Annotated in this window: 20 protein-coding genes and 1 pseudogene; 10 read left to right on the top strand and 11 right to left on the bottom strand. The window is 62.4% G+C overall.

Translation table 11 applies throughout. The features are described 5' to 3' along the window. Positions 1 to 180: 180 nt before the first annotated feature. From ACSC1P_RS18965 to ACSC1P_RS18955, 3 genes are all read right to left on the bottom strand, one after another. Positions 181 to 1,065 (bottom strand): fumarylacetoacetate hydrolase family protein, encoded by an 885-nt coding sequence (locus ACSC1P_RS18965; protein ID WP_435361777.1) that lies wholly within the window; start codon positions 1,063 to 1,065, stop codon positions 181 to 183. Positions 1,066 to 1,136: 71 nt separating this feature from the next. Then, on the bottom strand, positions 1,137 to 2,777 hold the full coding sequence (locus tag ACSC1P_RS18960) for a CRTAC1 family protein (RefSeq protein ID WP_435361776.1): 1,641 nt from the start codon (positions 2,775 to 2,777) through the stop codon (positions 1,137 to 1,139). A 44-nt stretch (positions 2,778 to 2,821) separates the two neighbouring features. Beyond that, complete coding sequence (locus ACSC1P_RS18955; protein WP_435361775.1) at positions 2,822 to 4,126, bottom strand: DUF7405 family protein; 1,305 nt, start codon at positions 4,124 to 4,126, stop codon at positions 2,822 to 2,824. A 107-nt stretch (positions 4,127 to 4,233) separates the two neighbouring features. On the opposite strand from ACSC1P_RS18955, the gene ACSC1P_RS18950 reads away from it, so the two are divergent. After that, on the top strand, positions 4,234 to 5,142 hold the full coding sequence (locus ACSC1P_RS18950; protein WP_435361774.1) for a HEAT repeat domain-containing protein: 909 nt from the start codon (positions 4,234 to 4,236) through the stop codon (positions 5,140 to 5,142). A 19-nt stretch (positions 5,143 to 5,161) separates the two neighbouring features. Here ACSC1P_RS18950 and ACSC1P_RS18945 read toward each other — a convergent pair whose 3' ends face one another. Together ACSC1P_RS18945 and ACSC1P_RS18940 are read right to left on the bottom strand one after the other, a co-directional pair. Beyond that, positions 5,162 to 5,395 (bottom strand): hypothetical protein, encoded by a 234-nt coding sequence (locus ACSC1P_RS18945; RefSeq protein WP_435361773.1) that lies wholly within the window; start codon positions 5,393 to 5,395, stop codon positions 5,162 to 5,164. A 93-nt stretch (positions 5,396 to 5,488) separates the two neighbouring features. After that, positions 5,489 to 7,558 carry an alpha-glucuronidase family glycosyl hydrolase gene (locus tag ACSC1P_RS18940; protein WP_435361772.1) on the bottom strand — a complete coding sequence of 690 codons (2,070 nt, stop codon included), beginning with the start codon at positions 7,556 to 7,558 and terminating at the stop codon, positions 5,489 to 5,491. A 159-nt stretch (positions 7,559 to 7,717) separates the two neighbouring features. Between ACSC1P_RS18940 and ACSC1P_RS18935 the strand changes: the two genes are divergently transcribed. Together ACSC1P_RS18935 and ACSC1P_RS18930 are read left to right on the top strand one after the other, a co-directional pair. Beyond that, positions 7,718 to 8,482, top strand: coding sequence for an IclR family transcriptional regulator (locus tag ACSC1P_RS18935; protein ID WP_435361771.1), 765 nt, complete (start codon positions 7,718 to 7,720; stop codon positions 8,480 to 8,482). Positions 8,483 to 9,080: 598 nt separating this feature from the next. Continuing rightward, on the top strand, positions 9,081 to 9,845 hold the full coding sequence (locus tag ACSC1P_RS18930) for an IclR family transcriptional regulator (RefSeq protein WP_435361770.1): 765 nt from the start codon (positions 9,081 to 9,083) through the stop codon (positions 9,843 to 9,845). Between the two features lie 26 nt (positions 9,846 to 9,871). On the opposite strand, the gene xacF is transcribed toward ACSC1P_RS18930, so the two are convergent. After that, entirely contained in the window at positions 9,872 to 11,323 is a 1,452-nt protein-coding gene (gene xacF, locus ACSC1P_RS18925) for a 2,5-dioxovalerate dehydrogenase (protein ID WP_435361769.1), read from the bottom strand. Positions 11,324 to 11,487: 164 nt separating this feature from the next. Between xacF and ACSC1P_RS18920 the strand changes: the two genes are divergently transcribed. Next, positions 11,488 to 12,732 (top strand): saccharopine dehydrogenase family protein, encoded by a 1,245-nt coding sequence (locus tag ACSC1P_RS18920; protein ID WP_435361768.1) that lies wholly within the window; start codon positions 11,488 to 11,490, stop codon positions 12,730 to 12,732. Positions 12,733 to 12,831: 99 nt separating this feature from the next. On the opposite strand, the gene ACSC1P_RS18915 is transcribed toward ACSC1P_RS18920, so the two are convergent. Then, positions 12,832 to 13,599 (bottom strand): IclR family transcriptional regulator, encoded by a 768-nt coding sequence (locus ACSC1P_RS18915; protein ID WP_435361767.1) that lies wholly within the window; start codon positions 13,597 to 13,599, stop codon positions 12,832 to 12,834. A gap of 368 nt (positions 13,600 to 13,967) precedes the next feature. Here ACSC1P_RS18915 and ACSC1P_RS18910 point away from each other — a divergent pair, with 368 nt between their 5' ends. The 3 genes from ACSC1P_RS18910 to ACSC1P_RS18900 are packed head-to-tail and all read left to right on the top strand — an operon-like array spanning position 13,968 to position 17,187. Beyond that, positions 13,968 to 15,077 carry an amidohydrolase family protein gene (locus tag ACSC1P_RS18910; protein WP_435361766.1) on the top strand — a complete coding sequence of 370 codons (1,110 nt, stop codon included), beginning with the start codon at positions 13,968 to 13,970 and terminating at the stop codon, positions 15,075 to 15,077. A gap of 2 nt (positions 15,078 to 15,079) precedes the next feature. After that, the gene (locus tag ACSC1P_RS18905; RefSeq protein ID WP_435361765.1) at positions 15,080 to 15,538 is read left to right on the top strand and encodes a Rieske (2Fe-2S) protein; all 459 of its coding nucleotides are present in this window, start codon (positions 15,080 to 15,082) and stop codon (positions 15,536 to 15,538) included. Positions 15,539 to 15,549: 11 nt separating this feature from the next. Further along, positions 15,550 to 17,187, top strand: coding sequence for a BCCT family transporter (locus ACSC1P_RS18900; RefSeq protein WP_435361764.1), 1,638 nt, complete (start codon positions 15,550 to 15,552; stop codon positions 17,185 to 17,187). Between the two features lie 209 nt (positions 17,188 to 17,396). Here ACSC1P_RS18900 and ACSC1P_RS18895 read toward each other — a convergent pair whose 3' ends face one another. Then, positions 17,397 to 17,825 (bottom strand): universal stress protein, encoded by a 429-nt coding sequence (locus tag ACSC1P_RS18895; RefSeq protein WP_435361763.1) that lies wholly within the window; start codon positions 17,823 to 17,825, stop codon positions 17,397 to 17,399. A 51-nt stretch (positions 17,826 to 17,876) separates the two neighbouring features. Further along, positions 17,877 to 18,293: an EamA family transporter gene (locus ACSC1P_RS18890; RefSeq protein ID WP_435361762.1), complete on the bottom strand. Its 417-nt coding sequence runs from the start codon at positions 18,291 to 18,293 to the stop codon at positions 17,877 to 17,879. Positions 18,294 to 18,438: 145 nt separating this feature from the next. On the opposite strand from ACSC1P_RS18890, the gene ACSC1P_RS18885 reads away from it, so the two are divergent. Together ACSC1P_RS18885 and ACSC1P_RS18880 are read left to right on the top strand one after the other, a co-directional pair. Further along, a complete protein-coding gene (locus tag ACSC1P_RS18885; protein ID WP_435361761.1) occupies positions 18,439 to 19,245 on the top strand; it encodes an MFS transporter in 807 nt (268 codons plus the stop codon). Then, a complete protein-coding gene (locus tag ACSC1P_RS18880; protein ID WP_435361937.1) occupies positions 19,130 to 19,600 on the top strand; it encodes an MFS transporter in 471 nt (156 codons plus the stop codon). The genes ACSC1P_RS18885 and ACSC1P_RS18880 overlap by 116 nt, the downstream gene beginning before the upstream one ends. Before the next feature lie 81 nt (positions 19,601 to 19,681). On the opposite strand, the gene ACSC1P_RS18875 is transcribed toward ACSC1P_RS18880, so the two are convergent. Continuing rightward, positions 19,682 to 21,613 carry an archaea-specific SMC-related protein gene (locus ACSC1P_RS18875; RefSeq protein WP_435361760.1) on the bottom strand — a complete coding sequence of 644 codons (1,932 nt, stop codon included), beginning with the start codon at positions 21,611 to 21,613 and terminating at the stop codon, positions 19,682 to 19,684. 633 nt (positions 21,614 to 22,246) lie between these two features. Here ACSC1P_RS18875 and ACSC1P_RS18870 point away from each other — a divergent pair. Continuing rightward, a pseudogene (locus tag ACSC1P_RS18870) lies at positions 22,247 to 22,453 on the top strand (transporter associated domain-containing protein); the annotation flags it as partial. A gap of 130 nt (positions 22,454 to 22,583) precedes the next feature. Here the strand turns inward: ACSC1P_RS18870 and ACSC1P_RS18865 are convergent. Then, the gene (locus tag ACSC1P_RS18865) at positions 22,584 to 23,570 is read right to left on the bottom strand and encodes an LLM class flavin-dependent oxidoreductase (RefSeq protein ID WP_435361759.1); all 987 of its coding nucleotides are present in this window, start codon (positions 23,568 to 23,570) and stop codon (positions 22,584 to 22,586) included. Between the last annotated feature and the right edge of the window lie 10 nt (positions 23,571 to 23,580).

The following is a 23,580-nucleotide window of genomic DNA, read 5'->3' as shown; positions in this document are numbered from 1 at the left end:
CACAAGCGAACGCATGACCCTCGTAAAAAGATTGGTGCGTGTAGACGTACCACGCCTGGTTTGGTGTGTGGATTCAGTGCGTCGGCTACACTCGGTTGCCCGAATCGGTCAGTCGAGTACCCTGCTCGTACGAGTTGAATCGGCTGCTCGTCTGTATCGGCTCTCTGTACAGATTCCTGTTCAGACGACGACGCTCTCGTTGACCAGCGTCCCGATTCCCTCGATGGTGATGGACACCTCGTCTCCCTCGTCGAGGCTGAACGAGGCAGGAGGCACTAATCCTGTTCCGGTCAGCAGGACGACCGTCTCGGGCAGCGTGTTGTGCCGCCGCAGGTATTCGACGAGCGTCTCACACGTCGTCGCCATCTCGGCGGTCGTGGTCGAATCATCGAAGACGACCTCGCCGTCGCGTTCGATGGTCAACGACATCGTGAGGTCGTGCGGGTCGCCGACTGTGGCCGCGGTCGCCACGCACGGCCCGATTGCACAGCACCGGTCGTACACCTTCGCCTGCGGAAGATACAGCGGATTCTCTCCCTCGATGTCGCGACTGGACACGTCGTTGCCGACGGTGTAGCCGACGACCTCGCCGCGGTGGAGGACGATACCGAGTTCTGGCTCCGGCACGTCCCACTCGGAGTCACCACGGACGCCGATAGCCTCGCCGGGGCCGACGGTTCTCGACGGGGTCGCTTTCAGGAACAGTTCCGGGCGTTCGCCCTCGTACACGTCGAGGTAGACCTCTGGTTTCCCACTCTCGGCCTCGCGCGCCTGTTCGCTGATGTGATAGGTGACGCCCGCCGCCCAGACTTCCTGTGGCAGCACCGGCAAGCCCACGTCGGCCGCGAGCCGGTCCGTCGAAATCTGCTCGGCGTCAGGAATCCTGTCTGCCGCGATGTCGTCGACCGACCGGTCGCTGGCGTTCGCGGTGCGCGCGAGCGCCGTAAACGAACCGAGGTCTGCGGATGCGGTCGTCAGGTCGTACGCGTCGCCGTCGTCGTCGACGACGACGAGTCTATCGTCGCCCGTACCGCCGTCTCCACTTGGGAGTCGGTAATAGCGCATACACAATGATGTATGGACGTGCTTAAGAGAGTATCGGCGAGCACGACATTCCACCGAAAATTGTCGGTACACTACCTCGAATCCGCCGAATCGCCCGTCTCACGGACGGGTTCGACCCCGTCTTTCGTGACTCGAACCTGCTGATTCGCCTCGACGTTCTCGAACGTTCGGGTGGTCCCGTCAGGCCACGTCACGGTCAGGTCGACTCGCGCGGCGTCTCCTAGCCCGACGTGTGTGACGCGACTCTCCTGCGAGAGGAAATCGGACTGGACCGTCTGCTGGACGACGGTCTCTCTGTCGGCCGTCGAGACCGTGATCTCGGCTCCGTACACGGTCGACCCCTGTGCGTCGACGACGCGAAACGCGAGGCTGTTGGCGGCCGCGCCGACGTTCTCGTAGACGGTCACCTCGCCGTCGTACGGCGCGATCACCACGTCGCGGTCGCCGTCACGGTCGTAGTCGAGCGTCACGAGGCCGCGGCCGTCGTGTTCGGTCAAGTTCCGCGCGCTGGCGTCGCGGTTCTCGAACGCGTCGCCCTCGCGCTCGAACAGCATCGGATAGGTGTAGTGCGGGTCGTCGCGGTCGATGCGAGCGACGTGTTGGGTCGCGTGGATGAGGTCACGGTCGCCGTCGTTGTCGAGGTCGGTGAGACTCGCAGCCCAACCCCAGCCACCCTGTCGCACGCCGAAGGCGACCGCCCGGTCGCTGAGGTTGCCGGTCCCGTCGTTTAGCAGCAGGGTGTTGCCCTTCGTCCGGCCGGACTTGATGACGTTTCCGAACAGGAGTCTGAGGCGCTCTTTGCGCTCTTTGTCTGCGACCTCGTCTAAGGGCAGGTAGATGTTCGTCGTGAACACGTCCTGCGCGCCGTCGCCGTTCACGTCCGCGATTTCGGAGGCCATGCCGTTCCGTGAGGTGTTGCCGCGCAGGACGCGCTCGGTGAACGTGCCATCGCCGTCGTTGACGTACACCGCGTCGGTGTTGTAGTCGTTTGCCACGTGGACGTCCGGCAACCCGTCGCCCGTGAGGTCGACGAAACTCGCGGCGAGGCTCCAGCGCGAGGCCTCGCTAAGCCCGGAGTCGTGAACTCGCTCGAAGCCTTCACCCGTGTTCTCGTAGAGGACGTTCGGGTGGCCGTTGTCCTCTCGGACGAACTTGTAGAGGCTGAAGTAGCCCTCTGGCTTGCCAGTCGCCCAGTCACCGGACTGGTAGACCAGCAGGTCGAGGTCGCCGTCGCGGTCGTAGTCGTCGGCGGTCGCGCCCATCGGATAGGTCAGGTTCCCGAGTTCGGCGTCGGTGCGCTCAAACGTCCCGTTCGCGTTGTGCAGTAAGGTTGGCTCGTCGTGTGACCGAAGGACGAGCAGGTCCTCCCAGCCGTCGTCGTCGTAGTCTAGGAACAGCGCGCCTTTGACCGACTCACCGAATTCGGGGAACGACTCGACCCGAGCGAACTGGCCGCCAGTGTTTCGGAAGAGTGCAGGGTGGTCGCCACCGACCGCCAGCACGTCCTGCCAGCCGTCGCGGTCGAAGTCGGCGACGTAGACGCCGTCGTTGCCGTTGCCCGCGCCGCCGCCGTTCGTCTCGTACTGGAGGCCAGAGGCGTCGGTTCGCTCGCGAAAATCGATGCGTGTGTCGAGCGAGCCGTTCGCACCCAGTCCTGCGTCTAGCCCGAAACACCCGCTGCTCGTGACGAGGAGCGCGACCAGGACCAGCACGTGCCAGCGACCGGGTAGCCTCGAAACCCCCGAGAGCTGCCGGTTCATCGCTGGTTGGGCAATGCGCGGTCCGCCCGTGGCGGCACGAGGTAGGTGCTTCGCGAGCGGGTCCCGAGGTAGTCGACGATGCCGTGCCGGTCGTCGGGCACGTCGTGGTCGTACTCGTCCACGTTCATCGCTTTGCGCACGTCGAGGAATTTCTGGGTGTCCGTCTGGACGGACGAGAAGTTGAACGACGACCCGTGCACGTCGTCGGTGGCGACGCCTTCGGACCGACGCAGAATCTGTGGCTCGAACGACTCGGAGCGAGCCGAGGCGACTTTCTGGGCGTGGCCGACGATGCCGTGTTCGGCTGCGAGTTCGTCCATGTTCTCGACGTTCTCCTCGGTGATGCGGCTGTGATCGCCCAACCTGTCGCCGATGTCTCCCACCTCGTCGTAGTCGTGTGCCGGGCAGTACATCTCTTTCAGTCGCTGGCGATGCGACTGGTCGTACCAGCCGTCGAGGTTCGTGGTGAGTCTGGAAACGGCGAGCGTCGTCCCACCTGCGAACGGGCCCTCCGTGATGGTCGCCACGTCTTCGTCGGGGAGGCTGTTGTCGAACCCGGCACGGAACCCCATCGAGAGCGGCGCGTCGTCCGGGATGTCCTCGTCGTCTATCTCCTGCGCTGGGCGGCCTTTCCCGAGGACACCGGTTCGTCGTTCGACCACCTCGAACACGCCGGTCAAACGCGAGTCGACCGAAACACCGTTGAGTGTCTGTACCTCCCCGAAGAGGGCCTCTTCGGCCGACAACAGCACCGACGCGTAGTCGCTGTCGAGGAGCAACAGCGCGTCGAAATCCGCAGCTAGCGATGGGTCTTCGCCGATTTCTTCGAGAATCGTCTCGGGTCGCTGGAGGCCTTCGACGTCGATGTCGACTCGTTCGAGGTAGCGCGGGGCGTACCCGAGCATGAACAGCAAACCGTCGTTGACGCTACCGCTCGTGTCCAGTCCACTCCCCCACTGGAACGCGCGTTCGAGGACACGGAGTGCGTCTTCGACCTGTTCACGCTCGTCGGCGGTCGGCGGTATCGAGCCCCGGTAGTGCAAGCCGAGGAGTAACTGGTGCTGGCTCTGTGTCGTGGTGCCGTGGACGCTCCGCACGAGGTAGTCGTCCCACGCGTGCTGTCGGTCCGGAAGGTTCGACCGGTCTTCGACGCCGCGGGGGTAGTCAGGTGTCTCGTCCGTCTGGTCGTCGGGACCGTGTTCTGCCTCCTGACAGGCCGCCAGCGCGCTCGTCCCCCCGATGGCGAGGGCTGCCTGAACCAGGGTTCGCCGGGAGAGCCCACGAGAATCTTCGGCAGTCATTCACTCACTCTTTTCACCAGACCACCAAAGAACTTGTTGCGAGGCACAGCCCACTGGTCCGTGTGCAGACCCTCACGTATTTACACACCGCAACACATCGTTTGGCCATGCCTTCGGACTCGTCGAAGCCCCTCGACGGTATCACCCCGGAGACGGTCACGCCAGACGATGTCGACGAGTCGGCAGTTCACGCCGCGCTCTCGTCATCGAACCCGCTCGTCCAGCAACGCGGTGTCGAGGTGTGCGAGCGACTCGCCACTGCCGGCGTCCCGCACGTCGAACCGTTCCTCGACGATGTCGTACGAATCGCCGGAGACGACAACGCCGCGATCGCGTTGCGGGCTATCGCAGTCCTCGCGACCGTCGCGGACCACGACCCAACTGCACTCGACGGGAGACTGTCGCCGCTGGTCGCCGCCCTCGACACCGATATCGTCGATGTGCAACTGGCCGGTGCGAACCTCTTCGGGACGCTCGTCGTCGCCCGTCACGACCTCGTGACTCCACACGTCGGGGCCATCGTGACAGCCATTGGGGTCGCCGAACTCGACTCCGACATCGAAGACTTCAGCGAGGTGGTCGAGGACCGGGTGACCCGACAGACACTGCAAGAACACGAGGAACAAGAGCGCCAGCGACGGACGTCCGCGAGACAGACGCTGACGAACGTCGTCGTCGCGGTCGCCGAACAGGACTCGACTGGAGCCGTCGATGCAGTCGACGACCTCGTCACGCTGCTCGACGACGTGGACCCATCCGTCGCTGGCGGGGCTATCGACGCGCTCGGCTACATCGCTGTCGACCACCCGGAGGCAGTCGCGCCGGTCAGAGACCAAGTACTCGACTGTCTCGACGACGACCGGACTGTTGTACGGGCGCGTACTATCAAGACCCTCGGTCACCTCGGCGACGACGCGGCGGTGGTGAAACTCCGACGTGTGGCCGAGACGGACGAGGACGAGGCCGTCAGGGAACTGGCCGAAGAGACCGCGACGTTCCTCGAATATCGCTCCTGACTCGACGCTGCTTGCGGACTTAGTTCTCCATCGCTCGCTTCGTACAGTACCAGTAGGTGGCGGTGAAGAAGACGAACGCACCGCCGACGAGGACGATGTCGAGCAGGAGGATGGGATACGCTTCGTCGCCGGGCTCGACGAACAGGACCGACAGCCCGAGAAGCAGCCCGAGCGCGATGAGGACCGCGATGATGACCTTCATCTGCCGTCGCTGCGCACACAGCAGGTCGAGCAGGGCCGACGTTTTCGACATGACTCGTGATTTGGAGCAACGGGTCAAAAGTGTCGGGGTCGGTCGTCCAGTGCCCGTGCCGTCGGTTCCTTCTCGGGATAGGTCGCTCCCGGTTTAGGACTCGTCGAGTGGCACTCGGCCTCGCTCGTCGGGGACCTGTGAGTAGTCGTAGAAGAACGAGGATAACGTGTCTCGCCAGCGCTCTGCCTGTACCACCTGTTCCTCGAAGCGTTCCGCGACGTGGCGGAATCGACGCTCGTCCACCTTCCCTTCGAGCGACCGCCACTCGTCGCGTAGTCGCCTCGCCGTGTCGACACCGGCGAAGCAGTTGTCGTAGAGCGTCTGGACCACGGTGCGGCCGTCGGCGAGTTCGTGCTCCCACGGCAGGTGGTGGAAGAACAGGAGGAGTTCCTCGGGACAGGTCGCTGGGTCGTCGTATAGAGCTGCGAGCGCCTCGGGATACTGCTGTGCGTACCCATTGCCGACCGAATTGCGGTCCTTCCCGATACCGTCCGCAGTCCCGCCGTGATAGCCCGGCCACGCCTCGGGGCTGGGGTCGTAGTGGTTCTCCAGTTTGGCTTCGCCGTTGTACATCATGTGCATGAGGCCGAGGCCACCGGTCGTGTAGTCGACGAGTGCCGGCCAACTGCTGTGCATGATGTCGGTGACCGTCTCGACGACGGTCGGTTCGTGGCCGAACGTCTGGCGGACCCACTCGTCCGTGATGGTCGCGGTGTCGAGGTCCGGGTCCCACGCGAGGCGGCCGTAGCCGTAGAGGTTCGCCTGCGCGAGATAGTGGCCGGTCCAGTTCGGGTCTTCACCGGGGCCCCCGACGCCCGCCATGCCGGTCCCGGCGTCGGTGAACAGGTCCTTTACTCGCTTGCCGTGTCCCTCGGGACCGGTGTCGAACTCCAGCACTTCCTTCCACATCGGGACGTGGTAGCACGTGTGGACGTGCTGTCCGGTGTACTCGCCAGTTATCTGGAGTTCCAGCCCGAGATTCGTCTCGGGCATCTGGCCGAAGACCGGCGAGACAGGTTCGCGCGGCTGGAAATCGATGGGGCCGTTTTTGACCTGGACGGTGACGTTCTCGTGGAACTCACCGTCGAGGGGCTCGAAGGTGTCGTACTGCTGTACAGCGCGGTCGCTGTGCGAGCCGTAGACGAACGCGCGCCACCAGACGCGACCGCCGTGTGGTTCGAGCGCCCGGGCGAGGACGTTCGCGCCGTCGACGTGGTCAGCGCCGTAGTTGTATGGGCCGGGCTGGCCTTCCGAGTCCGCTTTCACGAGGAACCCGCCGAAGTCTGGAATCACGTCGTATATCTCGTCGGCCTTGTCTGCCCACCACTGTTCGACGCGCTCGTCGGTGGGGTCGGCGGTGTCGAGGTCCCCGAGAACCTCTGGTGCACCGAAGTTCACCGAGAGGTAGAGACGAATCCCGTATCGTCGAAATACAGACGCGAGTCCGGTCAGTTTCTCTAAATTCCGCGAGTCGAGCAGCTGCCACCCGGCGAGGTCGTCCATCGCCGGATTTGCGCTGGCACGCTCAGGTATCTGTGTGTTCACGTTGTTGACGACGATGCCGTTGATGCCGACCGAAGCGAGTAACCGGGCGTAGTCGACGTACCGGTCGCGGAGGTCGGGCAGGCTACCGAAGTCGAAGAGTGAGACACCCGCGTATCCTCGCTCGACCGACCGGCGAAACGGGTCGTCCCAGTGGTCGATGACTCGTTCGGGACTCGTCGGCTCTTCGACGATATCGAGGCCATCGAGTGACCGTCCGAGCGTCATGTGTCGGAGCAGGTGGAACGTCCCGTACACTAGCCCGCGGTCGCTGTTGGCCGTGACGACCACGATATCGGCCCCGTTCCACTCGGCAGCACGGATGTGGAAGCCGTCATCGGCGAGCGCGGCGACGGTCTCGGTGTCGACGCAGTCGGCGACGACTTCCATCTCGTCTGGTGTCCCCACCGCGAGGAAGCCATCGACTGACCGGGGAGGGTGCTGCCAGAGGTGTGGCTCTTGTCCGAGTAGTCCCGTGAGACCACGCCGTAGTTCGTCCCGCACCGCGCCGAGTTCCGCTGCGCCGACGGAGGCGTAGACGTGCCGGCAGTGACGATACGAGCCTGGATTCGCTCGCTCGTCGTACCGGAGCCAGCAGTCGTCGTACTCTCTTGTCGTCATCTCCTACACGTTCCGCACCTGCCTGTAAATCGTTGACGGTCCGCACGAACTGGCCCTGATTGGTGGTTTCGGTCCCACCGCCTCGATTCAGTATTTCTGAACACACCGTCTCCATTCCGAACGAATGTTTCAATACCTGGCGGTGAGAGATTCTATAGCATGGGCAAGCGAGCGAAACACGCCGTGAAATCAGTCGAGAACGCGTTCGAGATCCTCGACGCCTTGAAAGAGCTCAACGGGGCGGGCGTCTCGACGCTCTCCGACCACCTGGGACTCCCGAAGAGTACGATACACAACTACCTGAGCACCCTGTTGCAGGAGGAGTACGTCGTCAAAGAGGGGTCAACCTACCATGTCGGCGTCCGGTTCCTCGAATACGGTGCCTTCGCCCGTGTCCAGATGGATATCTACGACATCGCGAAGCCAGAAGTCGACGCGCTGGCGGAGACGACGGGCGAACTGGCCAACCTCATGGTCGAACAGCACGGCCGGGGCTCGTATCTCCACCGGGCCCGCGGGGACCAGGCAGTTCAGGTCGAAGCCCACGTGGGGACGCGCGTCCCATTACACGGTACCGGACTCGGGAAGGCGATACTCGCACACCTCCCCGAAGAACGCGTCGACGAAATAATCGAGATGCACGGCCTGACCGGATTCACACCGACGACCACCACCGACCCCGACGAACTGAAATCGGAACTCGCGGAGATTCGAGAGCGCGGTGTCGCGTTCGACGACGAGGAGCGACTTTCCGGACTGCGCTGTGTCGCTGCGCCGATTCTGAGCAACAACGGGCGCGTTCTCGGTGCAATCAGCGTCTCCGGCCCCTCGAACCGGATTCGCGGTGAGCGATTCACCGAAGAACTACCGAATCGCGTCCTCGAGGCCGTCAACGTCATCGAACTGAACGTCACGTATTCGTAGGCCACTGTTCCAGTATCGGGCGTCGCATTCCACCATCCTGAACACTGTGTGTGCGGTTTGCAACTATCTTCTCACGAGGCTGAACTGGTGGCGGGGGTGAATAGCTATTGTCTAATCCTGTACTGGCTTTCAGTAATGATGAACAAGTGGTTCTTCCGCTACTCGGTTCCGCTTCGTCAACCGCCACAAACATAATATCACAATTCATACGAAAATACGCGGTTTTCAGCACTATCTGTCCGATACGACGTGGCTGAACGTATGGTATTGACACGGGTGCGTTCACGATTCCAGAATCGTCGTTCGGAACGGCGTCGTAGCCGACGCAGTCGTGCGAATTCTCACGTTCAACTGGCCACCACATTACAGTCTTAGTAGTGTAATGGGCGGGTGGCAGCGAGTTCGCCAGTTGATGCGAGCGGCCGGTCTCTCACTGTTCTGTCCCATCGAACGGAGGATTCGGACTTGCAGCCCACAATATCGATGGAGAGCGAACACCGGCCAGTCGCTCCCGTGTTCAGTAGGGATTCCCTCTCGTCGAACGTGCACGAAGAAAAACAGACCTGCTAAAACCCCGGCGGTCGAACGATGGGGTAGCATGAACGACGACACGTCCGGGTCGATTCAGAGCGACGAAACGCTCTTGCGAATCGTCGAAGCGGTCGAAGCGGCGGGAGAGGCGGGTGTGACCGAAATCGCGAACCGGGTCGACGTGTCGAAGAGCACCGTCCACGGCCACCTCACCGCGCTCCGCAAGCGTGGGTACGTGGTCGCCGACGACGGTCGGTATCGGCTCAGCCTCCGTTTCTTGCAACTCGGTGAACACACCCGGACGCAGACCGGCGTCTACGAAGTCGCACGCCCGCACGTCGACGACTTGGCGCGAGAGACGAACGAACTGGCGAACCTCGCGGTCGCGGAAGCAGGTCGGGGCGTCTACCTGTACCGGACGCAGGGTGACCAGACGATCCGGTTCTCGACGGCGGCGGGAGAGGTACACCAGTTACACTGCAGTGCGACGGGCAAGGCGATGCTCGCGTTCATGCCTCGTGAACGAGTCGAGGAGGTACTCGCACGTCACGGCCTGCCGAAACACACCGACCAGACCATCACGGACGAAGCGACGCTGTTTGAGACCCTCGAAGCGGTCCGGGAGAGAGGCGTTGCGTTCGACGACGAGGAATACGGCGATGGCCTCCGCTGCGTCGGCTCACCGATTCGGGGCCCCGACGGTGAGGTCCTCGGTGCGATGAGTATCTCGGGGCCAGCGACGAGACTCGAAGGGGAACGCTACAGAGAGGAGTTACCGGACACGCTCCGCCGGGCGGCGAACCTCGTCGAAATAAATCTGAAACAGTATTGAGTCTGTTCGACGTGACCGAACGGCCCTCAGTAGTTCAGATAGACCGTCTTGGTCGTCGTGAAGAAGTCGAGGCCGGCGTCGCCCTGCTCGCGGTAGGTCTCACTGGAGGAGTCCTTGGTCCCGCCGAAGGGGACGTGTAGTTCGAGGCCTGTCGTCTTCTCGTTCACCTTGACGACGCCAGCTTCTACGTCGTCGACGAAACGGTGTGCTTGCCGAAGATCGTCGGTCACGACGCTCGCCGAGAGGCCGTACCGGCTGTCGTTCGCGACCTCGACCGCTTCGTCGAAGTCCGAGACGGGGATGACGGCGACGACCGGGCCGAAAATCTCCTCCTGTGCGATTCGCATCTCGGGTGACACGTCGGAGAAGACGGTCGGCTCGACGAAGTGGCCGTCCTCGTACTCGGTCTCGTCTGGCTGGCCGCCACCGGCTTCGAGCGTCGCCCCTTCCTCCTGGCCGACCTCGATGTACGAGAGCGTCCCGTCGAGTTCACTCGCGCTCACCTGCGGCCCGACGTCGTAGTCGTCGAGACCGGGACCGATGGACAGCGATTCCGCGTAGTCGACGAGTGCTTGGACGAACTCGTCGTACACCGAGTCGTGGACGATGGCTCGCGAGGTGGCGGTACAGGCCTGCCCCGTGACGCCGAAGGCTCCACTGCCGACGATTTCGGCTGCTTCCTCGACGTCGGCACTCTCGGTGACGACGGTCGGGTTCTTCCCGCCCATCTCTAGCTGGACGCGCTTTTGGTCCTCGGCGGCCGTCTCGTAGACGATGTCGCCGACGGCAGCACTGCCAGTGAACGAGATGGCGTCGACCGCGTCGTGTTCACAGATGGCCGTCCCGACTTCGCTGCCGGGGCCGGTGACGAAGTTGACTGCACCGTCCGGGACGCCCGCAGATTCGAGACACTCGACGAGCTTTCTCGCGACGTTGGGTGCCTGCGAGGCGGGCTTGAGGACGACGGTATTGCCCGTGACCAGTGCGGGGGCGAGCTTCCACGCCGGGATGGCGATGGGGTAGTTCCACGGCGTGATGAGTCCCGCGACGCCCAGCGGTTCGCCGAGCGTGTAGAGTTGGCTGTCCGTGCTGCTCGCGGCCTTCACGTCGCCGCCGAGGTCGTTCGCCTTCTCCGCGAAGTAGTAGAAGATGTCGACGGCTCGCTGGACCTCACCGGCGGCTTCGGGCCGTGCCTTCCCCTCTTCGCGGACGAGCGTCTCGGTCAGTTCCTCTGCCCGTGCTTCGAGCTGTTGGGCGGTCTGCTTCAGAATCTCGCCACGCTCCGGAGCGGGCGTCTCGGCCCACTCGTCCTGCGCCGCCGCCGCGGCTTCGATGGCGCGGTTCGTGTCCGCGGCGTTCGACTGCTGGAAGTGCGCGATTACGTCCTCGGTGTCTGCGGGGTTTTCGACCGCGAACGTCTCGCCCGTTTCTGTGTCTTGCCACTCGCCGTTGACGAAGTTGCCGACTGTAGCTGGCATACGCCTCACAATGCACAGCTCTCACATAAATGTCTATTCCTCACGGAGAAACCGACCGCCGTCCTCGCACGAGCGCATGAGGGTGAGTACGGGCGCACGAAAGGTTCTAACTGCAGAATTCGGCGACTCGTGTTGCAGCTTGCCAAAGGTTCTTGTGGGTGGAAATGAAACGGACACGACGAGTTATGAGCGGAACAGTAGTCGTACTTGGCGGTTCCGGAGCAATGACCTCGTCCTGTGTCTACGACCTGCACAAGACGAGTGGATTCGACCAGATCGTCGTCGCAGACGTCGACGAGGAGAACGCAACGAAGCTGTTGGACACCATCGACGACGAGCGATTCAGCTACACCGACGTGGACGCGACCGACACGGCCGACATCGTCGAGGTGCTCGACGGTGCTGACTACGTGGTCAACGGCCTCCCATACCAGTTCGAGGACAACGTGCTCGACGCCATCGTCGAGGTCGGTGACATCACGGGCGTCGACCTGAACGCGTTCGACTTCGACCGCATCCTCGGCCGCTCCGAGGAGTTCGCCGAGGCAGGATGTTCCCTCTGGTTCTGTAACGGTGGTGTCGTCAGCACCATCATGCTGGGGATGCTCGCCTGTCAGGACATGGACGACGTGGCCGAGGTCAACTTCTACTGGGGAATGTGGCGACTGCTCACCCAGACGACCGCTGGCCTCACCGACACGGTCACCTACGAACACGACCCGACCGTCGACGAGCGTGTCGTCTGGCAAGACGGCGAGGTCACGAAGGACCTCCCGCCGTTCGGACTGCGCAAGGAGTTCGCCTTCCCGGATCCCGTCGGTACGCAGGAGACGTACGTCATCACCCACCCCGAGTCCATCACATTCCCGTGGTCGGACATCGCACAGGAGACCGGTGTCGAGCGCATCGTGACTCGTGGCGTCTGGCACCCCGAGTGGCAGGACTACGAGGAGACGCTGCTCAACGCTGGCCTCTTCGACGCAGACCCCGTCGAGGTCGACGGCGCGGAGGTCGACGCCATCGAGGCGATGCAACAGGCCATCATCCAGGCCGGTGCCGAAGAGGAGTGGCGTGACCCCAGCGAACTCTCGCCCGAGACCGAGTGGACGCCCCAGACCATCCTCTCGACGGAAGTCGTCGGGTCGGCTGCCGACCGCGGCGCTCGGTCGGTCTACCACATGACCCAGCCGTTCCCGTTCTTCGACGGTAACGACATCACGCTGATGCGCGAGTACGGCTGTTACGTCGGCGTCCCGCTCTCGGTCACGCTCCAGTTGATGGCGGCCGGCGAGTCGGACGGCGAGGGCATTTTCACGACCGAGAACAGCGGTGTCGACCCCGAGCGGTACTTCGAGGAGATGGACGCACGCGGCTTCGAACTCGTCCCCGAGACGACACCGAAGAAGTGAGGCTCGCGTTCGGCTCCGTCCCATAGCACGTCTCTCGTTGCGACAATTTGTCGCCCTCTCACTGTCTGACGGTCTCCCTTCCTCACGTTCTCACTCGCTTCAGCGCGCCCCGTAGTTCAGTTCGACGATGTTCACGGCGGAGAGGAGTTTGTCCGTGAGTTCTTCCTGTACCGCCGACTCTCGCATCCGATGCGCCGGCCCGGAGACGCTGATGGCACCGAGGACGGTGTCTGTCTCGTCGGTGATCGGCGTGGCGATGGACATCATGCCCGACTTGTACTCCTCTCGCTCGAAACTGAGTCCTCGCTCTCGAATCTCCTCGAACTGTGCGAACAGTTCGTCCCGGTCCGTGATGGTGTTCGGCGTCCGTGCTGGAAGGCCGTGTCTGTCGAGGATTTCGTCGACCCGGTCCTCCGGGTAGTTCGCGAGGATGGCTTTCCCCGTCGCCGACGAGTGGAGGTGAAAGTGCATCCCGGGGAACGTGTTGTAGGTGATGCTCTGGCTGCTCCAGGCGGCGTCGAGACAGACTGCCAGTCCCGCTTCTTCCACGACGAGCGAGACGAGTTCGCTGCTGGACTCTGCGGCGAGTCGGTCCATCTCTGGTCTGGCGATGTCGTAGATGGGGACACGGGAGCGTTCGTTCGAACCGAGTTCGAGGAATTTGAGGCTGAGCCGGTAGCGGTGGCCCTCCTTCACGACGAAGCCGAGCTGGTGGAGCGTACTCAGGTAGTCGTGGACGACGCTCTGTGGTCGCTCGACCTCGTCGGCGACAGCCGTCACACCGGCACCGCCCGTCTCGTCGAGGACCTGCAATAGTTCGTCCATCGTCAGCAGGGACTTTATCGGCCGGTTTGCCTCGTTTGTCATAGTCAATAGTTCACACACGCACCACAAATAGATTCGGGATTGTCGAATCGACGATGTCCCGAACCGGGCTCCGTCTCCTTCCAGTAGCCGTCGCTCGGCCGGACTTTTCGCCGTTCGTAGTGCCCGTGCTCGAATCTCCACGTGTTTCGCCACAGCAGTTGGTAGCTGGTACCCATCTGGGCAGCTTTCGCTGGCTCGCCCTCTTCGGCATAGTCGAATGTCAGGGTACTTTTGGAACGTTCGGAAACCATCGATATGGGGCTGTAGAGTGCCGCGATGGCGAGATTCGATATTATAGGTTACTAGTAAATATTCGCTGAATTGGAAAATGTTTATGTACAACAACCATGTACTTGGCAGTAGACACCATGTCAAACTCTGACCAGGGAGTGGCCGAGCAGTCGGCTTCCGAGAGCGAGCTCTCGCTGATCGACTGCGACATCCACCAGCGGTGGAAGGACGAGGACGAGTTCATCCAGTACCTCCCGGAACAGTACAAACGGGACGGCATCGTCACGCCGACGCTCCTCTACCGCAACCCCGGTGGCTTCCTCCGACTGGACGAAGTCACCGACGACGGTGGGAAGCCGGGGTCGGACCTCCAGAAGATCGCCGACGACCACCTCGACGAGTACGACATCGACTACGCCATCCTCACCGGCAACTCGTGGTTGAATCTCGGAGCGGTCCCGAACCGCGAGTACGCCGCAGCACTCGCCGACGCGTACAACCAGTGGCTCATCGAGGAGTGTCTCACGGTGGACGACCGATTCATCGGCTCCATCTACGCCGCACCGAAGAATCCCGAAGCGTCGGCAGCACAGATTCGTGAGTACGGTGACCACCCACAGGTCAAGCAAGTCCTCATGCCGGGCGGCTCCGAGGACCCCTACGGTCGGCCCCGCTACTGGCCCATCTACGAGGCGGCCGAAGAGATGGACCTCGCCGTCGGTGTCCACCCCTTCTCAGAGGGTCACGGCGTCGCCAACCCGCCGACCGGTGCCGGCCACCCGAACTCCTACATCGAGTGGCACACGCTCCTCGGTGCGTACTACATGGGCCAGCTCGCCAGCCTCGTCACGGAGGGCGTCTTCGTCGAGTATCCCGACCTCCGCTTTGCGTTCCTCGAAGGTGGGTACGGCTGGCTCCCGCACTTCATGTGGCGTCTCGACAAGAACTGGAAAGGGCTTCGCTCGCAGGTGCCGTGGCTCGAGAAGAAACCGAGCGAGTACATCCGCGAGAACGTCTGGTTCGCGAGTCAGCCGATCGAGGAGCCCGAACAGCCGGAACACCACAACCAGATTCTGGAGATGATGCACGCCGACGAGATACTCGTCTTCGCGAGCGACTACCCGCACTGGGACGGCGACTCGCCGACGTGGGGACTGCCCCCGATGGACGACGACATGGAGCGCGCCATCCGCTACGAGAACGCCCAGGAACTGTACGACCTGCCGGTCGAACGGAGTGACAGCTGACGATGGAGAAACGCTTCGAGATCTGTCCGGCCAGCGAGTTCGAGTCGGGCGAACGGCGCATCACCGAACTCGGCGGCTTCTCGGTGGGCGTGTTCAACGTCGACGGCGACTACTTCGCCCTGAAGAACGACTGTCCACACCAGCGCGCACCGCTGTGTGAAGGACCGGTCACCGGCACGACCACGTCCGAGACGCCCGGCGAGTTCACCTACGAACGACCGGGCGAAATCGTCCGGTGTCCGTGGCACGGCTGGGAGTTCGACATCAAGACCGGTGAATCGATATTCAACCCACACAAGGTCAAAGCGAAGACGTTCGAGGCGACCGTCGAAGGTGACGAGGACGTCGCCACTGACGGGAACGGGTGTGGCGACTGTGGCGTCGACCTCGAAGGCGACGAACCGCCGGTCGAGACGTACGACGTCGAAGTCGAGCAAGGAACCGTCGTTGTGTACCTGTAGGTGATTCGAGCATGAGCACTGACCAAGACAGTCTGTTCGGCGAATTCCGCGACGAGATCGATCCGGCGGTGTTCGGTGTCGGGGCGTTCCTGACCGTCGTCGCCATCGCCCTCATCGGGGCGTGGCCGACGCAAGCAGGCGAGACGCTGACCGCCATCAACGAGTGGCTCTGGCAGAACCTGAGCTGGTTCTACCTCGGCGCGATGTTCGTCTGCGTCGCGTTCTGTATCTGGCTACTCGTCGGTCCGTGGGGGCGCATCAAACTCGGTGGCCCCGACGAAGAGCCCGAGTATTCGTTCTTCGCATTCTTCGCGATGCTGTTCTCGGCCGGGCTCTCGACCGGACTCGTCTTCTACGGACCTGCAGAGGCGTTGTTCCACTACTCGTCCGGCCCGCCGTTCTTCGACGCGAGTGCGGGGTCTGCCGCCGCGATGCCCAGGTCCGTGCAGTACACGCTGTTGCACTGGGGCATCTCACCGTGGTCCGCGTACCTCATCGTGGGCGTGACCATCGCCTACTTCGTCCACCGTCGTGGTGCGCCGATCAAGCCGTCGACCATCTTCGCTCCCTTCATCGGCGTCGAAAATCTCGATAAAGGCTGGGTAAAACTGCTCGACATCGGTATCGTCGTCCTCTCAGTCGGCGGTGTCGCCGTCTCGCTCGGGTTCGTCGTCACCCAGTTCTTGACCGGTATCGCCTACAACTGGGGGATTCAGGTCGGTGACCTCGGTATCCTACTCGTCACGACCGGCCTCACCGTCGGGTTCACGATTTCGGCTGCACTCGGCGTGGACAAGGGGATTCGGCGCATCTCGCACTTCAACATGTTCCTGTTCACCGCGCTTCTGGTCGTCGCGTTCTTGGCCGGTCCGACCAGCTTCCTCCTCAACCTCGGCACCGAAGCCGTCGGTGGCTACGCGAACGAGTTCGTCGAGATGAGCCTCTACGCGAACGTCGCAAACGGGGCGGGCTGGGTCGGCGGCTGGACCATCTTCTACTGGGCGTGGTGGTTCTCGTTCGCGCCGATGATCGGCATCTTCATGGCTCGCATCAGTCGTGGCCGGACTATTCGACAGGTCGTGTTCGCAGGCCTCGCAGGCACGTCGGCGGCCTCTTTCCCGTGGTTCGTCGTCATGGGTGGCTCCTCGCTGTGGGTCCAGCACAACGGGAAAGCGGACATCCTCGGTGCCGTCGGCGAGTACGGGACCGAAGTCGCCGGGTTCCCGCTGTTCGAACAGATCGTTCCGTGGGGGCTCGGTGGCGTGTTTTCCGGCCTTTACCTGCTGTTGGTGCTGTCGTTCCTCATCACCACCGTCGACTCGACGACGCTCAGTCTGGCCATGTTCACCACCGGCGGTGACGAGAACCCCTCGACCATCAACCGCGTGACCTGGGGCGCACTCGTCGGCCTGCTCACGTCCATCCTGCTCATCGTCGGTGGGCTCCCGGCGCTGAAGGACATGATCGTCCTCGTCGGGCTCCCAGTCGCACTGGTGTGTCTGCTCTGTTTCGTCGGACTGACCATGGAACTGGAGAAGCACCATCCAGTGTTGCTCACCGACCGCGACACGACGCGAGACGAGGCTCGCGTCGGCCCGTCGCGACCGGCGCGGAGCCGCCAAGACTCTTCGATCACCTCTGAAGACTGAACCAGCGTTCGGTTCCCATCCGTCCTCGTCGCTGGTTTCTCGCTGTTGCGTCTATCCTCGCAGTCACGTTCCTCCTCGCTACCGCGTCGCACCAGTCTCGCGTGCGACGAGTCACCGACGTTGCTCACTTCCTCGCTGTACTGTTGTCGATCCTCGCCACTGACGAGCGCGATGTGGCCCGAGAAAAAGTGCTGGCGACGCGACGCAGCTTACGTCGCCCCGGCGGTGTTGACCACCGGTCGGTCGGCGTTCAGGATGACCTTCTGTGTCACGCTCCCGAACAGGGCCTTCCCGGTCGGCGAGCGCTTTCGCCCGCCGATGACGATGTAGCGTGCGTCCACCTCGTCGGCGTAGTCGACGACCTTCGTCGCGGGTTCGCCGATTCGAGCGATGGGCTCGTACTCCACCTCGACCCCGTTCGCTGCAGCGTCGAGGATACGTTCTGTCGCCTGCTGGACTTCGTAGTTCTCGGTCAAGTCCTCCTCGTCGACGGTTACTTCGAGGACGTTCACGAGTTCTGACCGCTCGAACACGTGGACCAGCTGTAGTTCGTCGTCGAACGCGGCCGCGAGGTCCGCCGCTTCGCGGACGACGTGCTGTGCTCTCTCAGATTCGTCGATGGCTGCAACGACCGCCATAGTCACGATTTCGCGTGCATCACTCAAAGTGATTGGGGTCCAGACGTGTCCTCACTGGGCCAGCAAGAAGACGGCGACGACGGCGACCCCGATACCGGCGACGTTCGCGGCCCCGAGCGATTCGTCGAGGAAGACGACGCCCAGTATCGTCGTTATCAGGAGGTACATCCCACTGATGCTGGTGGCGATACCGACTGACCCGCCGTCCAGTGCGGTGTAGTACGCGAGTGTCCCCAACCCGAGACAGAGGCCACTCACGACGGCGAGAACGGCACCGTCGGTCGTGAACGACACCGAGCCCCCGCTGTTGTACAGAATGAAGCCGGTGGTCGCCACGATACCGGCGACGTACGTGTAGAGGACGGCCTGCCCCGTCGGAACGGTTCTGGTCGCGAGTTTGGCGAAGAACGCCCACCCAGCGTACAGCACCATAGCTGCGCCTGCGAAGAGAACTGTCGCTTTCGACATGTGTGTGAGTAACTGTGTCGGCCGACTGTCAAAGTCGTTTCGCTGCCTAGGCTACCTGGGCGGATTGGGGTAGCCTGGGCCGCCAGACCACTGTGGCAACACCAACCCTTATTACTCCACACTGAGAGGTTCTGAGTACTTCCAAATGAGAGATGTCGTCAGCGGGTACTCCGGCCAACAGCTCTCGCTCCACGCGGTGGGGCTGATCGTCACGCTCTCCGGGGTGCTCGTCGTCGCACCGCTGTCACCCGCCATCATCGAGACCTTCTCGATAACGCCCGCGAAGGCGGGCCTGTCCGTATCGCTCCTCTGGGCGTGTAACGCGCTCCTCCAGTACCCCGGTGGCCGGTACGCCGACGGATTGTCGTCGACACTCGTCCTCCTGACGGCTCAGTTCGTGATGATCCTGGGGTTTCTCACGCTCTCGCTCGCGACGACGTTCCTCGTCTTCGCGCTCGGCCTCGCGCTCGTCGGGGCCGGATACGGAATGTTCGAACCGGCCGGGATGGTCCTCCTCGGTGACCTGTTCGACGACCAGCGCGGCCGCGCGTTCGGTATCCGCGACGCGGCCGTGAACCTCGGGAGCGTCCTCTCGGCCGCGCTCGCGGCCGTCGTCTTGACGGTGACCACGTGGCGACTCGCCTTCCTCCCGGTCGCCATCCTCCTCGCCGTCGTCACGCTCACACTCCTCCGAGTCGACCGGGGTCGACACTCGCTCTGGCGTTTCGTTCGACCTCAAAGCGTCACTCGCCAGACTCGGCCGCACACCGCAGGCTGGTGCACTCCTCGTCATCACGTCGCTCTCGTTGTTCGCGTGGCAAGGGACCGCGAGCTTCCTGCCGACGTTCTTGCAGGCCGAGAAGGGTTTCACGTCGTTCGCCGCGACGCTCGGGTTCGCGGGGCTGTTCATGGTCGGGGTGGTGACGACGCCGCTCGCCGGCGCAGTCGGTGACCGATGGTCGCACCTCCACGTGTCTGCGGTCGCGACCGGCCTCAGCGTCGTCGGCCTCGGCACGCTCGTCGCCGGCGACCGATTCGCAGTGGTCGTCCTCGGATTAGTAGTCTACGCTGTCGGGTTGACGACGTTCTGGCCGCTCATCTACATCCATCTCGTGGACCAACTCGCTGGCGACACCGTCGGTGGCGACCTCGGCGCGCTCCGTATGGCCTACTTCGCAATCGGAAGCCTCGGTCCGACGTACGTGGGCTTCGTCGCGACGCATCACGACTATACCGTCGCGTTCGGGAGTCTGATACTGTGTTTCGTCGTCGCGGGCTCGACCGTCGTCTGGCTGATTGCCCGGTGAGCGTCCTCTCGAGTGGTGACGATGTGATGCGGGAAAGAGTGTCGTTCGCACGTCGGGCCGCTGTGGGAAAGTCGAAGCGTCTCAGATTTCTCTGACGCGGTGATACGAGTCCGGCAGCGCCGCGGCGTCCTCTTCGAGGAGGGCCACGACGAGGTGGTCTGCGTATTCGCCGAAGTATTCGACGAGGTCGGCGATGCGTGCCGAGTCGATCGCTTCGAGTGAGTCCATGAGGACGAACGGGACCACGTCGTACACCTCGTGGACGAGGTAGCCCGCGAGGGCGAAGACGAGGCCGGTCACCTCACGCTCGCTCTCACTGAGGTTCGAGACGGTGTCCTCGTACGCAGTTCCTTCTTCGTTCACGCGAACTACGTGAAGGTCGAACGCTGTCTGTTCGACTTTCCGGCGGCCTTCCCGACGCTCGACGGTGGTCCGCTCGATCCAGATACGCTCGATGTTGGCGTAGTCGAGCAAGTCGAGGACGGTCTCCATCTGGTCGTTGAACTCATCGACGGCGTCGGCTTCGATGCGGTCGATGCGAGTCCGAAGCTCTTCGAGTTCCTCCTGAATCGACTCGCGGCGGTCCTCGTACGTCTCGCGACTTTCGAGGCGGTCGTCGACGTCGCCCAGTTCGTTAGTGACTTCGTCGAGTTCGTCTTCGAGTCGGCCGATTTCGAACTCCAGTTGGTTCGCCTCGCGGTGGAGGTCGAGCACTTCCTCGAACTCTTCGTCTTCTAAGTTCTCGACGGTCGATTCCTGGTCCCCGATTTCGTCTTCGAGTTCGGAGCGACGGTCAGTAAGGTCCTCGACACGCCCTTCACGGCGGTCGATTTCGGCGGTCGTTCGTGCGAGCTTCTCTTCGACCTGCTCGATTCGCTCTCGCTCCTCACTGAGTGACTCGCGTCGCTCTTTGAGGTCTGAGACTTCCGACTTGAGGTCGTTGCGGTCGTCGACCTTCCGTCGGCGCAGTTCACGCAGTTGTTCGACCGTGGACTCTATCTGGTCCGTCGAAACCTCTGTCCCACACGTCCAACAGACGACCTCGTCGTCCCCGACGAGCGCGTCGGTGACGGAGCCATTGTCGTCTTGGGCGCGGAGCGGTTCGCCGCCCTCTTCGAGCATGTCCTCGTTGAACTGGATGGTACTCTGCAGTTCGTTGATTTCGGCGTCGAGCGTCTGGATGCGCTCTCGTAGCCGGGAGAGTTCTGCATCGAGGTCGTCGTCGTCGGTCGGTGCCGAGTCGGGGAGGTCTGCTCGTTCGGCTTCCAGCGAACTCTTCTCCTCGCGCAGTCGGTCGAGACTCTCACGTTCGGTATCGAGTTGGTACCGAACGTCTTCCAGGTCTGAACGAAGCGACCGAAGGTCGGAGAGTGCGTCTTCGAGCGCGGCTTGCTCGTCGCGCGAATCTTCGACGTCCTGGTCCATCGCTGATATCTCCTCTTCGAGTTCGGCGAGTTCGGCACGCTTTTCCTCTATCTGCGTGGTCAACTCGGTCTTTCTCGATTCGAGTTGTGGGAGGCGGCGTTCGAGGTCTTCGAGTTCCGAGAGTCGTTCGTCGAGGTCTCGCTTCTCGGCCTCGAGTTGGGTGATTTCCGCCTCGATGGCGTTCGTGTCGACCGGCCGCATGATGAGTTCGCGCAGGTCGTCGCCCCGGGCGACTGCGCGTCGCGCGTCGTTCGATTCGAGGAGGAACGCGAAGAGGTCGGCGAGTTCCGGGTCGTCGAGGTAGGGCGACCCCTCGAACGACACAGAGCCGTTTCGTCGGTCGAGCGTGCGTCGGTAGGTCTCTCCACCGAAGCGCAGTTCGACCGACCCTTCGTCGGCGTCTCCCTTGAGCGAGACGTTCTCGCTCCCGAGTGCAGCCATGATTGCCTGTAAGAACGATGTCCGATTCGTCGCGTTCCGCCCGGCGAGGACGTTCACACCGTCTGTGAGGTCCACCTGAGTCTCGGCGATACCGCCGATGTTCCGTACAGAAATGTGCGTGGCGGACGATTCTGTGCGTGATTTCACGAGATGTACTTTGAAACCACGGTACAAATAGGTTATTCCTGCATTCGGTATCGTTAGGGTGTGCATGAACGACCCGTGCGGCGGTAGTAGCAATCGGCCTACGACGGGTTCTTCGATTACAGCGAACGACGACGACCGCGGGTCAAAATCGTCTGTTGGTAGTGCGTTGCTGTGGTCCAACTTTACTATATTTTATATAGTACTTTTTGATTTATATCTGATTACTAGTGGGTCTCTGGGTGCTGCCAGCACAGAGGCTGCCAGCGAGGCTATGATGGTTGAATATTTTGCATACAACTTTCTCATCGAAATTTCTTCATCTGTTCGGGAAAAGGCTGTAAATTATCCAAATAGTCTATAATTTGGATTAAAATTGAATAAAAAAAGGCATTGGGAAATATACAATTGTCGGCGTCATTCACCGATACTGTCTTGGGAGCGATTTCGAAGAAACATAGCTTTCTACATATATATTATGTTCTTATACGTGTGTCTGTACGCGTCCCGAACAAGATTCTCTGTTCTCTGTGACTCGTCGATACACTCTTGAGGGTTGGAATGGTGCTCTCTGCGTTCTTCTCCCCCTCGGAATTCGCGATGTTCTCGCTCGCGAGTCACCGTATCGACGCGCGGGTCAACGAGACGACTGTCCGTGTCCGTGGAGACGTGAACGTCGAGAACGTGAACGACGCGACGGGCATCGACTTCCCCGAGGGGGAAGAGTTCGAGAGCATCGCTGGCTTCGTCTTCAACAGTGCTGGGCGACTGGTCGATATCGGCGAACGGTTCGAGTACGAAGACGCCACAGTCGTCGTCGAAGCCGTTGACAACACGCGGATTCAGGGATTCGTATCGAAGAATGTGCTGCGACTGGGACGAACGAGAGCGACGCTGGCGTGACCGCATCGAACTGAGTCGCTTCGTCCTCACACGTCGCGGTTCGCCGCCGCCCGTTCCTACCGAGTCTGTCTCAGTCGAACGCCGGGATGACTTCCTCACCGAACAGCCGAATCTGGTCTTCGACGAGGTCCTTCGGCATGCCGGAGTGGTGGAAGCGAAGCGCGAGCTGGTTCAGTTCGAACCGGTCCTGCATGTCTTCGACCTGTTCGATGATCTGATCCGGCGTCCCGTAGATGAAGCGGTCGTCCGCGAGTTCGTGGAAGTCCTCGACGCTGTCTGCCGTCATGAGCGGGTGCGAGAACTCGCCGCCGTACTCGTCGAGGTAGGTGGTGTGGAGGTACTGCTTGCGCTCCATGACCTCCTCTTCGGTCTCGGCGATGACGCACTCACGCATCAGCGGGTGGTCCATCGACTCCCAGTCCTGGTCGGAGTTCTCGACGTGTTCCCGTTGTTTCTCCTTGCGGTCCTCGACGATACCGAGGTCCGCGACGACACCCGGAACCCACGCGTCGGAGAACTTCACGGAACGGGAGATCTGCTTGGGGCCCCAGCCGCCGATCCAGAGCGTCGGCCGCGGGTCGGAGACGGTGTCCGGAAGCGCCTCCCAGTCCTCGACGGAGAAGAACGGGCAGTCGAACGAGATGGGTTCGTCAGCTTCGAAGAACTCCTGGATGAACTGGATGCCTTCGATCATCCGTCCGGCGCGCTCCTCCATCGGGACGTTGAACGCGTCGAACTCCTCTTCGACGTAGCCGAGGCCGACACCGAGGGTCAGCCGACCGCCGGAGATGTTGTCGAGCATCGCCGCGCGCTGGGCGACGTGCAGTGGGTGGTACAGTGGGAGGATGAGGACGGACGTGACGAGTTCCATCTCTTCGGTTCCCTGTGCGATGCTGGTGAGACGCGTGAGCGGCGACGGCCAGTAGTTGTCGCCCTCGGTTGCCTGGTGGTCGTTGACCCAGCAGGCTTCGAAGCCGACGTCTTCGGCTATCTGGCACTGTTCGACGACTCGTTCCCAGGTCTCACCGCCCTCTATGGGGAAGATTCCAAACTTCATACGCTGTGGT

This window comes from Haloarchaeobius caseinilyticus (assembly GCF_051207395.1).
GTDB lineage: Archaea > Halobacteriota > Halobacteria > Halobacteriales > Natrialbaceae > Haloarchaeobius.
Note: the sequence above shows the minus strand (reverse complement) of the source record. Positions and strands in the feature narration are given on the sequence as shown.